The organism is Undibacterium sp. Jales W-56, from assembly GCF_025548535.1.
Classification (GTDB): domain Bacteria; phylum Pseudomonadota; class Gammaproteobacteria; order Burkholderiales; family Burkholderiaceae_D; genus Undibacterium.
Window position 1 is genome coordinate 55,627 of the sequence record NZ_JAJLQW010000004.1, and the last position, 15,137, is coordinate 70,763.

At 54.3% G+C, this 15,137-nt stretch carries 14 protein-coding genes and 1 pseudogene; 13 read left to right on the top strand and 2 right to left on the bottom strand.

The genetic code is table 11. The annotated features are described in order from the left end of the window. The first annotated feature begins 3 nt into the window (after positions 1–3). The 9 genes and pseudogenes from LPB67_RS11975 (at position 4) to LPB67_RS12015 (ending at position 8,497) form a co-directional block, all read left to right on the top strand. Entirely contained in the window at positions 4–1,812 is a 1,809-nt protein-coding gene (locus LPB67_RS11975; RefSeq protein WP_262837490.1) for an FAD-dependent oxidoreductase, read from the top strand. Between the two features lie 211 nt (positions 1,813–2,023). Continuing rightward, positions 2,024–2,104 (top strand): annotated as a pseudogene (locus LPB67_RS11980) (recombinase family protein); the annotation flags it as partial. Between the two features lie 567 nt (positions 2,105–2,671). Then, positions 2,672–3,163: a hypothetical protein gene (locus LPB67_RS11985; RefSeq protein ID WP_262837491.1), complete on the top strand. Its 492-nt coding sequence runs from the start codon at positions 2,672–2,674 to the stop codon at positions 3,161–3,163. 90 nt (positions 3,164–3,253) lie between these two features. Next, a complete protein-coding gene (locus LPB67_RS11990; RefSeq protein WP_262837492.1) occupies positions 3,254–4,408 on the top strand; it encodes a cytochrome c oxidase subunit II in 1,155 nt (384 codons plus the stop codon). Between the two features lie 24 nt (positions 4,409–4,432). Next, positions 4,433–6,196 carry a cytochrome c oxidase subunit I gene (gene ctaD, locus LPB67_RS11995; protein ID WP_262837493.1) on the top strand — a complete coding sequence of 588 codons (1,764 nt, stop codon included), beginning with the start codon at positions 4,433–4,435 and terminating at the stop codon, positions 6,194–6,196. Further along, on the top strand, positions 6,193–6,840 hold the full coding sequence (locus LPB67_RS12000; protein WP_262837495.1) for a cytochrome c oxidase subunit 3: 648 nt from the start codon (positions 6,193–6,195) through the stop codon (positions 6,838–6,840). Before ctaD ends, LPB67_RS12000 begins: the two co-directional genes overlap by 4 nt. Before the next feature lie 30 nt (positions 6,841–6,870). Beyond that, positions 6,871–7,566 carry a heme-copper oxidase subunit III family protein gene (locus LPB67_RS12005; RefSeq protein WP_262837496.1) on the top strand — a complete coding sequence of 232 codons (696 nt, stop codon included), beginning with the start codon at positions 6,871–6,873 and terminating at the stop codon, positions 7,564–7,566. Between the two features lie 7 nt (positions 7,567–7,573). Then, positions 7,574–7,894, top strand: coding sequence for a cytochrome C oxidase subunit IV family protein (locus tag LPB67_RS12010; RefSeq protein WP_262837497.1), 321 nt, complete (start codon positions 7,574–7,576; stop codon positions 7,892–7,894). Positions 7,895–8,104: 210 nt separating this feature from the next. Then, positions 8,105–8,497: a DUF3597 domain-containing protein gene (locus LPB67_RS12015; RefSeq protein ID WP_262837498.1), complete on the top strand. Its 393-nt coding sequence runs from the start codon at positions 8,105–8,107 to the stop codon at positions 8,495–8,497. 241 nt (positions 8,498–8,738) lie between these two features. Here the strand turns inward: LPB67_RS12015 and LPB67_RS12020 are convergent, their stop codons facing one another. Together LPB67_RS12020 and LPB67_RS12025 are read right to left on the bottom strand one after the other, a co-directional pair. Then, entirely contained in the window at positions 8,739–9,377 is a 639-nt protein-coding gene (locus LPB67_RS12020) for an NAD(P)H-dependent oxidoreductase (RefSeq protein ID WP_262837499.1), read from the bottom strand. A gap of 329 nt (positions 9,378–9,706) precedes the next feature. After that, positions 9,707–10,384, bottom strand: coding sequence for a GntR family transcriptional regulator (locus tag LPB67_RS12025; protein WP_410482733.1), 678 nt, complete (start codon positions 10,382–10,384; stop codon positions 9,707–9,709). A gap of 155 nt (positions 10,385–10,539) precedes the next feature. Here LPB67_RS12025 and dctP point away from each other — a divergent pair, with 155 nt between their 5' ends. The 4 genes from dctP to mdcA are packed head-to-tail and all read left to right on the top strand — an operon-like array spanning position 10,540 to position 15,126. Next, complete coding sequence (gene dctP / locus LPB67_RS12030) at positions 10,540–11,562, top strand: TRAP transporter substrate-binding protein DctP (protein WP_262837500.1); 1,023 nt, start codon at positions 10,540–10,542, stop codon at positions 11,560–11,562. Continuing rightward, positions 11,559–12,113, top strand: a complete 555-nt coding sequence (locus tag LPB67_RS12035) for a TRAP transporter small permease (RefSeq protein ID WP_262837501.1) — start codon at positions 11,559–11,561, stop codon at positions 12,111–12,113. The genes dctP and LPB67_RS12035 overlap by 4 nt, the downstream gene beginning before the upstream one ends. Then, the gene (locus tag LPB67_RS12040; protein WP_262837502.1) at positions 12,110–13,459 is read left to right on the top strand and encodes a TRAP transporter large permease; all 1,350 of its coding nucleotides are present in this window, start codon (positions 12,110–12,112) and stop codon (positions 13,457–13,459) included. Before LPB67_RS12035 ends, LPB67_RS12040 begins: the two co-directional genes overlap by 4 nt. Beyond that, on the top strand, positions 13,459–15,126 hold the full coding sequence (gene mdcA / locus LPB67_RS12045) for a malonate decarboxylase subunit alpha (RefSeq protein ID WP_262837503.1): 1,668 nt from the start codon (positions 13,459–13,461) through the stop codon (positions 15,124–15,126). Before LPB67_RS12040 ends, mdcA begins: the two co-directional genes overlap by 1 nt. Positions 15,127–15,137 lie beyond the last annotated feature (11 nt).

Here is a 15,137-nt window from a genome sequence, read left to right on the forward strand (position 1 = left end):
CCCATGAAAAGAAGAAATTTCCTATCGTCGTTGGCGATGGCTGCGGCAACCACTCTACCGCCGTTAAATCTGGCATTTGGTTCCAGCCTGTCGGCAAAGTTGCCTTACCGGCGGGTGCGCCCCACTGATGTTGCGTGGCCAAGCGCTGCAAAGTGGGCAAAGCTGAACGACGATGTCGGCGGCAGTTTGATGAAAGTCCAGTCCCTGTTTCAAGCATGCCAGACCGAACCAAATGGCGTAGCTTGTCTCGACGCGCTCAAGCATGTCGGGAATCCGTACTGGATAGGCGACCAGCCGGCAGGAACTGAAAATTCAGGATGGCTCGATGCGTGGACACCGGCACCGAGCGCGTATGCCATCAAGGCGCGAGATTCCAGCGACGTGGCCGCCGGCATCACCTTCGCCCGGAAGAACAAGCTACGCCTCGTTGTCAAGGGTGGCGGGCACAGCTACTTGGGCACGTCAAACGCACCCGACTCGTTGTTGATCTGGACGCGCGCGATGAACAAGGTCACGTTGCACGATGCATTCGTCGTCCAAGGGGGCGCCGGCCACGTCGCGCCCGTTCCGGCCGTCAGTGCCGGTGCCGGTGCGATGTGGATGGACCTGTACCAAGCCGTAACGACGGAAGGTGGGCGTTACGTTCAGGGCGGCAGCTGCACGACGGTCGGTGTCGCCGGGCTGGTGCAGAGTGGCGGTTTTAACTCATTTTCAAAGGGTTTCGGCACAGCATCTGCGGGATTGCTCGAAGCCGAAATCGTCACCGCAGATGGCCAAGTGCGCATAGTCAACGAATTCAACGATTCCGATCTGTTTTGGGCGCTCAAGGGGGGAGGTGGCGGCACGTTCGGGGTAATCACCAGAGTCACATTGCGGACCCACGATCTGCCCCCGTTTTTCGGCGCCGCGTGGGGGAAAATCAAGGCGCGATCAGACGCAGCGTTCACGCGCCTGATCGCGCACTTCATTGCCTTCTATCATGAGACTTTGTTTAATCCGCATTGGGGCGAGCATGTTCATTTCGGATCGGACAACGTCTTGGAACTCGGCATGATTAGTCAGGGTCTGGAACCGAAGCAAGTACTCGCAATATGGCAGCCATTCTTCGATTGGGTGACTGCATCGCCTGATGATTTTGCCGTTGTGTCCCCGCTTGGTGCCTGGGCCTGGGACGCACGGGCCTGGTGGGACCTCGACAAAAGCTCTTCAATGGAGCGGGATACACGCGAAGGAGCGCCTAAACATCATGGTTGGGGGAAAGGTGATCAGGGCGAGGTCGGTATTTTCCTGCACGGTTACGACTCGCTTTGGCTACCCGCATCGTTACTGCAGGCGGACAGGCAGCAGTCTCTTGCAGACGCGCTGTTTGCTGCAAGTCGCCACCAGATGGTCCGACTCCATATCGGAAAAGGTTTGGCAGGCGCACCATCCGACGTTCGGGCCGCTGTACTACAGACCACTACAAATCCTGCCGTAGTCGATGCCTTTACGCTCGTGATCATCGCCGAAGGAGAAAGGCCTCCCGCCTATCCGGGATTTACGCGGCCGGCCATAGATCTGGCTGCCGCACGAAGGGAAGCCCGTGACATCGATTCGGCGGCTGCTGAATTGCGCAAGATTGCCCCAAATTCAGGTTCGTATGTTTCAGAGAGCAACTACTTTAACAACGCCTGGCAAAAGGAATATTGGGGGGAGAATTATTCGAAATTGCGGGCTATCAAATCAAAATACGATCCAGAAGGACTGTTTTGTGTCCACCATGGCGTGGGCAGCGAAGACTGGAGCGCCGATGGCTTTACGCGCCTTGCATGACGGAACATTGAGGCCCAGTTAACAGGTTGCGATAGAAGCAAATAGTAATGCAGTACCGGCATCAGACGGGGTCCAAAAAACGAGGGGTTGTTGCACTCCCGCGTCTTGCCAGCGAGCGGCGGGTAGCTCAAGCACAACGACAATCCACAATCCCTTTCCAATATTCAAAGTCCAGCTATACTGAATTTTCGTGATTTATTGGACAAGTGCCATGCTGATCGGCTACGCCCGAATATCGACCGACGACCAGAACCTGGACTTGCAGCGCGATGCGTTGCAGTCAGCCGGCTGCGATCTTCAAGAAGACGTTGGCTGCGCTTTAAGGCCGCCTCGGTCTTCTTACTTTCACTATCAAGCCTTGCGCGCTTGACAATTAGCCATTTTAGGGAGGGAGGTATTCTGTTTGCCATGCGTAGATTAAACCCCAAACGCCACATGCTTTAAAGGGCGTCAGGGGCAAAATGGTGTTTTCCAAGGGATTTTAACATCCATTGAAATCCACAATTTTTGACGGTATATTTTCATATCGTCATAATGCCAAAACTAGCCGCTCCGCTTATAGATAATGTGACTGGGATCAATCAGGCAGAAAGAACCGAGCATCAGTAACCGTCCGCTCGCACTCGCTTGGACTTGCGCACCGGATCCGGCTGCGTGTCTTTTTCGACAAGCCGCTCGTAAACACCAATACCCGTCAGCACCCAACTTTTGTCAGATTGATGCAAAGCAGAAAAATTGTCGGCTTTGCACTGTCTAAAATTTATCCTACACTGAATCCATTGCAAGGTTCTATCTCTTGCTATTTGGCAATCAAGCCGTAATCGTATCTTGCCCGTTGCTGTTTTTATCCGGAGGTTGTATGGAACTTCATATGCATTCGCATCATTGGGAATCTCGTGCACCGGACTGGTCGGCTGCTGCGGTCTCGGGGTTTGCCGCGGGCGCGGCGATCATGGTGGTGGAATTTTTCTGGTCGACCATGATTCTCAATATCAGTCCCTGGGCGGCATCGCATCTGGTTGCGGCGATCCTGATGGGGCCTGATGCTTTGCAATCGACAGGCTACAGTTTCGGCGTGGTATTTGCGGCGCTGGCTATCCATTATGTCCTGGGCGTCATTTTCAGCGTCATACTGGCGTCCATCATTGCGCCTTTCCATCTCGACTCCAGTATGGGCATGGTGATGCTGGCTGGTGCGGTCTTTGGCTTGGCGCTCTATCTGGTCAATTTCTACGGCATGATTCGATTTTTCCCATGGTTCGCTGATATGCGCAATCTGGTGACGCTGGCTAGTCATATTCTGTTCGGGATCACCGCCGCCGGGATGTACAGGTATCTGGAACGACGCTAAAAAAATTCGATTTTGTGACGCGGAGGAGTAGCGCACTCCTCCTATCTTCTGTGAAGCCGGCAACGCCTGTCCATGAAGGAAGAAAACGATATGGCCATGATCGTAGCACTCGTCGTGATCGTTTTTGGTTCTGTGCTATTTCACTTATTGAGTCCTTGGTGGGCGACCCCGCTTGCGTCCAACTGGCATCAGATGGACAGTATGCTGACGATTACCGTCTTGATTACTGGCCTGTTTTTTGTAGTACTCAACTTGTTTCTGGTGTACACGCTGATACGCTTTCGCCATCGCGAGCATAGCCGCGCTGTGTATGAAGCAGACAATCCTAAACTGGAACGCTGGCTGATCATCGCTACCTCGGCCGGTATCATTGCTTTGCTGGCGCCGGGTCTGTTTGTGTATGCCGAATACGTACAGACGCCCAGGAACGCGCTGGTAGTCGATGTGTTGGGTCAGCAGTGGCAGTGGCGTTTCCGGTTTGCCGGTAGCGACGGCAAGTTCGGTGCCAGCAATGTGCGTCTGGCCACTGCCAGCAATCCTTTCGGCATCGCCGCCAACGATCCCAGCGGGCAAAACAATATCATCATCAGCAACGGCGAGTTGCATCTGCCGCTAGGCAGGCCGGTAAAAATGCTGCTGCGCTCGAATGACGTGTTGCACGATTTTTTTGTGCCGCCATTCCGGGCCAGGATGAATATCGTACCCGGCATGATCAGCAGCTTCTGGTTCACCCCCACCAAGGCGGGGCGCTATGAGGCGATGTGCGCCCAATTGTGCGGCATCGGTCATTCGAATATGCGCGCTTACGTGATCGTTGAGCCGGTCGCCGATTTTGAAAAGTGGCTGAAAGCGCAGCCGACTTTTGCCGCCGGACTGAGTCAGACACGCAATAAACCTGAAGCCGACGCCAGCAATCCACTGGTTGCGCAGGGCAAGGCTCTGTATTTATCCAAGGGCTGTGTCGCCTGCCATTCTGTCGATGGCAGCAAAGGTGTCGGGCCTGGCTGGAAAGGCTTGTATGGCAAGACTGAAACCATGAGCGACGGCTCGACTGCCTTAGTTGATGCGGCTTATTTGAAAAAATTTATCCTGGAACCGACTGCCAGGGTGATACAAGGCTACGCCCCCATCATGCCGAAAATAGAATTGACTGAAACGGAATTGGCAGCGTTGGTAGCGTATATCCAGACCCTCGATCCGGTGCCGGTGAAATCGGCAGCAGCGCCAACGCAAGCTGAAAAGTAAAGGGACAAATATGCGAGGCATACCATGAGCTACGGCAAGGCCGACATCGATGCAAGCCAGCATGGGCCGCACAGTTTCTGGACCAAATACGTGTGGAGCCAGGATCACAAGGTGATCGCGATTCAATACACCACGATCGCTATCCTGGTCGGGATGGTGGGCCTGGTGCTGTCGAATCTGATGCGTTTGCAATTGGGTTTTCCCGGCAGGGTGGGGATAGATGCCAGCCACTATTACCAGTTCATGACCATGCACGGCATGATCATGGTGGTGTATCTGCTGACTGCCTTGTTCCTCGGAGGTTTCGGGAATTTCCTGATTCCCCTGATGGTAGGCGCGCGCGATATGGTGTTCCCTTACCTGAACATGCTGAGCTTCTGGTTCTATTTTTTATCGGTACTGGTGCTGATGGCGAGTTTTTTTGTGGTCGGCGGACCGACCGGTGCCGGTTGGACCCTGTATCCGCCGCAAGCGATCCTGGCCGGTACGCCGGGTAACGACTGGGGCATTATTCTGATGCTGGTGTCGCTGATTATTTTTATCGTAGCCGCCACCATGGGCGGCCTGAATTACGTCACCACCGTATTGCAGGCACGTACCGAGGGCATGACTCTGATGCGCATGCCCTTGTCGGTATGGGGAATTTTTACCGCCACCATTTTGGCTTTGCTGGCTTTTCCTGCTTTGTTTGTCAGCGGCATCATGATGTTGCTGGATAAAACCCTGGGCACCAGTTTTTTTATGCCGGCGCTGGTATCGATGGGACAGGTGACTGGTTATAAAGGCGGCAGCCCTTTGCTGTTCCAGCACTTGTTCTGGTTCTTCGGCCATCCGGAAGTGTATATCGTGGCGCTGCCGGCTTTCGGTATCGTCTCCGATCTGATCAGCGTGCATGCGCGCAAGCAGATTTTCGGCTATCGCATGATGGTGTGGGCGATTGTTATTATCGGCGGCCTGAGTTTCGTGGTGTGGGCGCATCATATGTTTGTCAGCGGCATGAATCCCTATTTCGGTTTCTTCTTTGCCACCAGTACCCTGATCATCGCGGTGCCGACGGCCATCAAGGTGTACAACTGGCTGCTCACCTTGTGGCGCGGCGATATCCATTTCTCTGTGCCCATGCTGTTTGCGCTGGCCTTTTTCACCACGTTTCTGATCGGCGGCCTGACTGGTCTATTTCTCGGCAATGTCAGCGTGGATGTGCCTTTATCGAATACCTATTTTGTAGTGGCGCATTTCCACATGGTGATGGGGGTGGCGCCTATCCTGACGGTGTTTGGCGGGATCTATCACTGGTACCCCAAAGTCAGCGGCCGCATGCTGAACGATACGCTGGGCCGGCTGCATTTCTGGGTGACTTTCCTCGGTACTTACGCGATCTTTTTCCCCATGCATTATCTGGGCATACTCGGCATGCCACGACGTTACTACAACTTCGATGACTATCAGTTCATCCCGCCCTCGGCACATACCTTGAATACCCTCATTACCGTGGTGGCGCTGATCGTCGGCGTGACCCAACTGGTGTTTATCTTCAACCTGGTCTGGAGCCTGTTCTACGGCAAAAAAGCCCCAGGCAATCCCTGGCGCGCCGCCTCACTCGAATGGCAAACCCCGCGCACGCCACCCGGCCATGGCAACTGGGGCGAACAGCTTCCTATCGTCTATCGCGGCGCGTATGCGTATAGCGTGCCGGGGGCTGAGCAAGACTTTATCCCGCAAAATGCCCCAGTGGCAGCGGGCGGCATCGATCCCGAAACGCATACCCTACAACAGGCGGCGCCATGAGCAACGCAGCATTTTCCCCCCCCCAGGCCAAGATGGCGGCCTATCCGGATAAACGCGCCGAGCTGAGCGTGGCTTTATGGGTCTTTATCGGCGTGGCGACGACGCTGTTTTTGCTGTTCCTGGCGGCCTATGTGATGCGCATGAACGGTGCCGACTGGTCGGTAATTCAGATGCCCTGGCAACTGGGACTCAGCACTTTTTTCCTATGCAGTGCCAGCCTGGCTTTGCAGGTAGCCAGCAAGTTAGCGCATAGTCCGCTGGCTGATCCTGCATCTGGAGCATGGCGGCAAGGCAGCCGTCCGTTTTTGTTGCTGGGCGGCGTTTGCAGCATAGGCTTTCTGGCATCGCAAATCTCGGCCTGGCAGGCGCTGGCAGCGATGCAGGTGGCGCTGGCCGGCAATCCATCCGGCAGTTTTTTTTATTTGCTGACAGCCATGCACGGCTTGCATGTACTCGGCGGCCTGGTCATTTACGCGATCACCCTGCGCCAGGTCTGGATAGCCAGCGATCCCGGCAGGCTTGCATGGCAAATCGCCCTGTGCGCGCGTTACTGGCATTTTTTACTGGCGGTCTGGCTGTTGCTGTTCGCGACGCTGAACTGGCTCACGCCGGAACTGGTGCAGGCCATTTGCGGTCCGCGCTGACAGTGGTGTTGCAACATTTTTGGAGGTTGTATGAGTACGCCGATTTCTGCAGCGCAAACTGAGCGCGAAAGCCCGACTGGCTTACGCGGCATGGTGATGGATTGGTCATCCGACCAGCAGGCTTTCCAGATATCCTGGGGCAAGGCCATGATGTGGTTTTTCCTGCTCAGCGATACCTTCATTTTTAGTTGCTTCCTGACCGGCTATATGTCCGCACGCATGGCCAGCACCGTGGCCTGGCCGAATCCCAGCCAGGTGTTTTCGCTGAACATCAACGGCACGGAATTTCCTCTGATACTGATTGCGATCATGACCTTCATACTGATCAGCAGCAGCGGCAGCATGGCGATGGCGGTCAATTTTGGCTACCGGCGCGACCGGGTTCGCACTGCAGTCCTGATGTTTGTGACTGCCGCGCTCGGCACCAGCTTTGTCGGCATGCAAGCCTTTGAGTGGACCAAACTGATCGTCGAGGAAGGGGTGCGTCCCTGGGGCAATCCGCTGGGGGCGGCGCAGTTTGGCGCCAGTTTCTTCATGATCACCGGCTTTCACGGTCTGCATGTGACTGCCGGGGTAATTTACCTGCTGGTGGTGGCTACCCGCGTTTTGCGCGGGCATTACGACCGCAGCGGCGGAAATTACCAGATTGTAGAAATCGCTGGCTTGTACTGGCATTTTGTTGACCTGGTCTGGGTCTTCATCTTTGCCTTGTTTTACTTATGGTGAGGCGATCATGGAACACACACATACACATGAAAAAACCCATCCTATCGGCCTCTATCTGAAAATCTGGGGCCTGCTCTTTGTGCTCAGCACATTTTCCTACCTGGTCGATTATTTTCATTTTGAGAGCTACTTGCGCTGGAGCCTGATCCTGACCTTCATGCTGTTAAAGGCCGGACTGATCGTCGCGATATTCATGCATCTGGCATGGGAGCGTTTAGCGCTGATCTACGCGATTTTGTTACCGCCTGTGTTTGTGCTGGTTCTGGTGCTCATGATGGCGACCGAAGCCAACTATGTCCTGCTCTCCCGTCTGCTGTTTTTCCAATGAAGTCTTAGACTATTCTAGCGCAGGTGGAGTTGCAATCAAGCTGCATGGGAATTGTGGAAAGCAGATTAAATATTCTTGTCATTTTTTTATTGTATGCTTTGAAAGCATTATTGAAACTACAAATTTTCAATCCCTGTAGTTGTTTCTCGGCTAAAGGCAGCACCACCAAAGATGTATAGCGTTTTTTATTCAACCTCGAAAGGACACAAAATGGGTATTTTTGGCAATATTCTTTCTAAACTCGGTTTTGGCGGCGACAAAAAAGACGACGCTGTTGCAGCCCCAGCCGCTGCGGACGCCGCTGTTGCAACCGACGTTCCGGCAGCACCGGTCGCCATCAGCGCGGTGGATGTGGTTGCCAATCTTGAGGCTCTGGCTAGCGCAAATCCAGAAAATCTGAACTGGAAGACTTCGATCGTCGATTTGATGAAGTTGCTCGACCTCGACAGCAGCTTTGGCGCGCGCAAGGAACTGGCAACCGAACTGGCTTGTCCGACCGATAAAATGGGCGATTCGGCGCAGATGAATATGTGGCTGCACAAAACGGTTTTGCAAAAACTGGCTGACAACGGCGGCAATATTCCGGCAGAACTGCTGGGCTGATTTATTATTTAACTAACGACCGGATCGACGTCTCGGTGTCATGCACCGGTGAATATATGGTCAAGACGTACTTGCCAGGCAGGTGCGCCTTTTATTTTGATCTGGCTGAGCAACTTCCCCCGTATCGCACCTTGTTTTCCTTCGCCATGTTAGGACCTGTTATCCCGATTGCGAAAAATTCAAAACTGAAATGCAGTTTGGCAAGGTCCCGATAGCCGGGACCTTGCTCTGGAAGCCAGCGTTACCTTACTTCAGTCACAAACTTCTCATTAGGACGACGCACCTTTTTCAGCTTGACTAACCAGTCCTTGTCTTCTTCGCGGTAACCCAGCGGCAGGATCACCACGCTGCGCAGGCCGCGTTCCTTCAGGCCCAGGATTGCATCGACGGCGGCTGGATCAAAACCTTCCATTGGCGTGCTGTCGACTTCTTCGTAGGCGGCGGCGATCAGTGCCGAGCCGAGGCCGATGTAAGCCTGGCGCGCGGCGTGCTGGTAATTGACTTCGGCATCGCGTGCCGGGTAAGTACTAAGCAGCATCTGGCGGTAGTTTTCCCAGCCTTCGTTTTTAAAGCCGCGCTCGTCGTTGGTCAGGTCGAACATCATGTTGATGCGTTCTGTCGTGTAGTTGTCCCATGCGGCGAATACCAGCAGGTGGGAGCAATCGGTGACCTGGCCCTGGTTCCAGGCCACCGGCTTGATTTTTTCGCGGACTTCGGGATTCGTGACGACGAAAATCTCATAGGGCTGCAGGCCGCTTGAGGTCGCGGTCAGGCGGGCGGCTTCCAGGATGCGGTCAACTTTTTCTTGCGGAACCGCTTTTACCGGGTTCATTTTTTTGGTGGCGTAACGCCATTTCAATTTTTGGATCAATTCAGACATGGATTTCTTTCAGTTGGATTGGGTTCAGTTGAACTCATTCAGTTGAGCTCAGTTGAAATTAATGGGGTAGATGAAATGCAATGAGGTCATCGAAGATACTTGCGCCACCCTGATCATGCAAATACCGCTTGCATATAAGGACGCTCTGCTATTTGACAATAGCCTGGATCAGGCGGGGCGAAGTTGATGCGTATGGAACAGCCAATTATCCATATACTCCTATATAGTATATTTTCAATACCTATACAGGGTATGCGGATCAAGGTCGATTTAATTCATTTTATTTGGGAGTATATTGAATTTGAACAACCTGACAAATCGTAGGGGAATCACTTTGCGCCAGCCTGCGCTTTCGGCAAAGATGCCATCAGATCGGCAAATCGCTGGCCCTGGATCATGATATGCCCGCGCAGCAATTCGGCCGTCAACTCCCCGTTGCCCGCCAGGATCGCCTGCACTACGCCGTCATGCTCAGAAAACGACGCTGCCACCCGGTCGCGCACGCGCAGTTGCAAGCGTCGGTAGTGGCGCAAGCGTCGATGCAAGGCCATCGCCTGCTCCGCCAAAAAGGCATTGTGACTGCCATTGTAGATAATCTGGTGAAAAGTCTCGTTGCAGTAAAAATAGTCATCCGAATTTTGTACCAGGCTGGCATCTTTGCAAGCCTGATGCGCCGCCAGCAAATCCTGCTGCTCGGTCGCCGTCATGCGCCGCGCCGCCAGTCTGCCGCACATCGCCTCGAACTCCGCCATCACCTCGAACATTTCAACCAGTTGCTGCGGCCCAAGTTCTGCCACGACGGCGCCACGGCGTGGACGAATCACCACGACGCCCATAGATGCGAGCTGTATCAAAGTCTCGCGGATCGGCGTGCGCGAGACGCCAAACTCAGTCGCCAATTCGGTCTCATCCAGATGTTGCCCGGGCAGCAACTTGCCGATGGCAATCATTTCCTCGATGGATTCACGCAGGCTCTGTGAGCGATTTTTTATCGTTGGGGTAAGCAAAAATCATCCTTTGTGTAATTTTGGTCATTATAAGTACTAATACGCTTGCGTTGTATTTATTTGACAGATATCTTGTATACACAAAAATAATTTATGCATGCAAGATGAGAAAATCACGGCATGCCAGGTACTTATCCCTCAATACAGGAGACAGCATGTCCACACTATCCAGCCGCAGAGCGGTACTTGGCGCGATTGCCGCCAGTCCGTTTTTTTCCATGACATCCTCTTGGGCGCAAACCGCTACGCTCAAGATATCGCATCAATTCCCGGGCGGCACCGTTACTGAAGGCGACTTCCGCGACCGCTTGTGTCGCATGTTCGCAACAGAAGTCGAGAAGCGCTCCAAAGGCAGTTTGAAGTTCGAGATTTATCCCGGCTCTTCCCTGATGAAGACCAATGCGCAGTTCTCCTCAATGCGCAAAGGCGCACTGGACCTGTCGCTGGTGCCGTTGTCCTATGCGGGCGGCGAAGTCCCGGAAGTGAATATCGGCCTGATGCCCGGTCTGGTCACGTCGTATGACCAGGGCTATGGCTGGAAAAACGCCGAGGTGGGCAAAGAACTCAATCGCATCTTGCTGGACAAAGGCATCGTGGTCGTGAGCTGGATCTGGCAGGCGGGCGGCGTTGCCTCACGCGGCAAACCGATCGTCGATCCTGACGATGCAAAAGGCATGAAAATACGCGGCGGCTCCCGTGAGATGGATCTGATCCTCAAGGCCGCCGGAGCAGCCGTGGTATCGCTGCCATCGAATGAAATTTATGCCGCAATGCAAACCGGTGCGATGGATGCTGCCTTGACTTCATCCACTTCGCTGATCTCTTTCCGCCTGGAAGAAGTATCGAAAAGCCTGACCACCGGACGCACCGGCGCCTACTGGTTCATGTTCGAGCCATTGATGATGTCGAAAAGCGTGTTCGACAAACTCAGCAAAGATCAGCAAGCCACCATCATGGCCGTCGGTGCAGAACTCGAAGCGTTTGCGCGTAAATCCGCACAGCTCGATGACTCGCTGGTGGCAGCGGTGTATCAAAAAACCGGCGCCAAAATCGCCGACCTGAATCCGGCCACACTCAAAAAATGGCAAGCCATTGCACGCACCACGGCATGGAAAGACTACGGCGAAAAAAATGAGAACTGCGCCAAATTGCTGAAGCTGGCGGAGAAAACATTATGAGTCACGGATTTGAAATGGAGCCTGCCAAAGGCCCCGCTATCCCTGACCAGAAGTTGATTGCCCTGCTCTCCGGCATCCTCGATAAATTCAATCAACTATTGATGAATTTGGCGATGCTGGCCTTAGTGCTGACAGCCTGCATACTGACCTATTCAGTGATCAGCCGCTACTTTTTTAAGGCGCCGACAGACTGGCAAGATGAGGCATCGGTGTTCATGCTGGTCGGTGTGACTTTTTTCTGCACGGCATATGTGCAATCGTATCGCGGCCACATCGGGATTGAGGCACTGGCCTCGTTGCTGCCGGCGAAGGTGAATGCCTTTCGCATGCTGCTGGTGGATGTTTTGTCATTTCTGTTTTGCGCATTTTTTTCCTGGAAATCCTGGACGCTCTGGCATGAGGCCTTTGTCGACGGGCAAACCACGACATCGACCTTTGCACCGCCGTTGTGGATCCCTTACGGCATGATGGCGTTCGGCATGTCGCTGCTGACCTTACAAATTTTTGTGCAGGTATTGGCGCGCCTCACCAACCAACGAGGCGCCAAATGAGTGAACTGACTTTGGGCGCTTTATATGGCGCGGTGACGCTGGTGGTGATGTTCTCCGGCATGCCGATTGCGTTTGCACTGGGCCTCGTTGCCGCCAGTTTTATGTACTTCTTCATGCCAGCCTCATCGCTGGATACCGTCACGCAAAACGTCTACGAAGAAATGGCGTCGATCACCTTGCTGTCTATTCCTTTATTCATTTTAAAAGGGGCGGCAATAGGAAAATCGCCGGCCGGCAAGGATTTGTATTCCGCTATCCACACCTGGCTGCACAAGGTTCCGGGCGGCCTCGGTATTGCCAACGTAGTCGCCTGTGCGCTGTTCGCCGCCATGGCCGGTTCATCCCCGGCGACCTGCTCGGCGATCGGTTCGGCAGGTATCCCCGAAATGCGTAAACGCGGTTACTCGCCGGGATTTGCTGCGGGAATTATTGCTGCCGGCGGCACCCTGGGTATTTTATTGCCGCCTTCGATCACCATGATTTTGTATGCGGTCGCTGCCGAACAATCTTTAGGACGGCTGTTTCTGGCAGGTGTCGGCCCCGGTGTATTGCTGGTTGTTTTGTTTGCTGGCTATGCGGTGTACCGCGCTCGCAAAGAATATCGGCTCGCCTTGACCGCCTACGAGCAGTCGGGCACAGAATCCGCGTATCTGGAAAAGGAGCATTTCACCCTGGCACAGAAAGTCGAAATGCTGCCGCGTGTTTTACCGTTTGTGATCTTGCTGATCGGTGTGATGGTTGCGTTGTATGGCGGCTTTGCCACACCGTCCGAAACTGCCGGTCTGGGTGCCTTGCTGGCGATGGCGCTGATCGCCGTGGTGTATGGCGTCTGGCGGCCGAAAGATCTGCAGCCTATCCTGACATCGACGATCAAAGAATCGACGATGCTGCTCCTGATCATCGGCATGTCGCTGCTGTATTCATATGTGATGAGCTACCTGCATATCAGCCAGTCGGCCGCGCAATGGGTCGTCGATATGCATTTATCTAAATGGATATTGCTGGCAGTGATCCTGGCGATGGTGATTGTGTTTGGGTTTTTCTTGCCGCCGGTATCGATCATCTTGATGACTGCACCGATCATCCTGCCTCCGCTGAAGGCAGCAGGCTTTGACCTGATCTGGTTCGGGATTGTGATGACCGTGGTCATGGAGATGGGCTTGATTCATCCACCGGTGGGCCTGAATATTTTTGTGATCAAGAATATCGCGCCGGATATTCCGCTCAAAGATGTGATCTGGGGTGTCATGCCTTTCGTGGCGCTGATGTTCTTGGCGGTGCTGTTGCTGTGCCTGTTTCCGGGAATCGCGGTCGGCCTGCCGAATATCATCATGGGAGCGAAATAATGGGGGCGCGTCCGCAGGTCTGGAATACCCTGCAAGAGAATCGCCTTCAGCGATTGGCGCGTGCGCGCGACACTCTCGACCAGAGTCTGACCGGAAAAATTCTTCCGGCGGCGCGCATTGTCGATCTGCTGCATCAGGTATTGGAATGCGGCGACAAGGTTTGCCTGGAAGGGAATAACCAGAAGCAAGCCGATTTTCTCGGGCAATCTTTAGCGCGGCTTGATCCGACCCGGGTTCATGATTTGCATATGCTGCAATCGGTGCTGGCCTTGCCTGAGCATCTGGATATTTTTGAGCGCGGAATTGCATCGCGCCTCGATTTCTCATTCTCCGGCCCGCAAGCGGGTCGGGTCGCCAAGCTGGTCGGTGCGGGCAAATTGAATATCGGAGCGATCCATACCTATCTCGAATTATTCAGCCGTTACTTCATCGACCTGACCCCACGCGTATCGCTGATCGCCGCAGAGGCGGCGGACCGCCACGGCAACCTGTATACCGGCCCGAATACCGAAGACACCCCGGCCATCGTCGAGGCAACCGCATTCAAGAACGGTATCGTGATTGTGCAGGTCAACCAGATCATGGATGTCTTGCCACGCGTGGATATTCCCGGCGATTGGATCGACTTTGTCATTGAAGCGCCGAATCCGTATTACATCGAGCCGCTGTTCACGCGCGATCCGGCACAGATCTCAGAAATCCAGGTGCTGATGGCGATGATGGCGATCAAGGGTATCTATGCAGAGTACGGCGTGAAGTGCCTGAATCACGGCATCGGCTTTGATACCGCAGCCATCGAATTATTGCTGCCGACCTATGCAGAATCGCTGGGATTGAAAGGCAAGATCGCCAGCCACTGGGCGCTCAATCCCCACCCTGCCCTGATCCCGGCGATTGAAGCGGGCTTTGTCGAGTCCGTCTATTCATTCGGTTCCGAGCTGGGCATGGAAGACTATATACGCGCCAGACCGGATGTGTTTTTTGTCGGCCCGGATGGCTCGATGCGCAGCAACCGCGGACTGTGTCAGGCAGCCGGACATTATGCCTGCGATATGTTTATCGGCTCGACGCTGCAAATCGATTTGCAAGGAAATTCATCGACCGCAACCCTGGGCAGGATCGCGGGTTTTGGCGGTGCGCCGAATATGGGTGCCGATGCCCGCGGCCGCCGCCATGCCAGCCCCGCCTGGATCAAGGCGGGGCAACAAGCCCGTCTGGGTAAGAACATGATCCCACGCGGTCAGAAACTGGTGGTGCAGATCGTCGAGACTTTCAGGGAACATATGCAACCGGCATTTGTCGATAAGCTCGATGCCTGGGAATTGGCCGAACAGGCAAAGATGGAAATTCCGCCGGTCATGATCTATGGCGACGACGTCACGCATATCCTGACCGAAGAAGGGATCGCGAATCTGCTACTCTGCCGCAGCGATGAAGAGCGCGAGCAGGCAATCCGCGGCGTTGCAGGCTATACCGCAATCGGCCTGGCGCGCGACCAGCGCATGGTCGAAAATTTACGTGACCGCGGCATCATTCAGCGCGCCGAAGACCTCGGTATCGACAAGCGTCTGGCCAGCAGAAATCTGCTGGCTGCGAAATCGATGAAAGACCTGGTGCGTGCGTCCGGCAATTTGTATAAGCCGCCGAAGCGATTCAGAAACTGGTAAAAAAACAATAT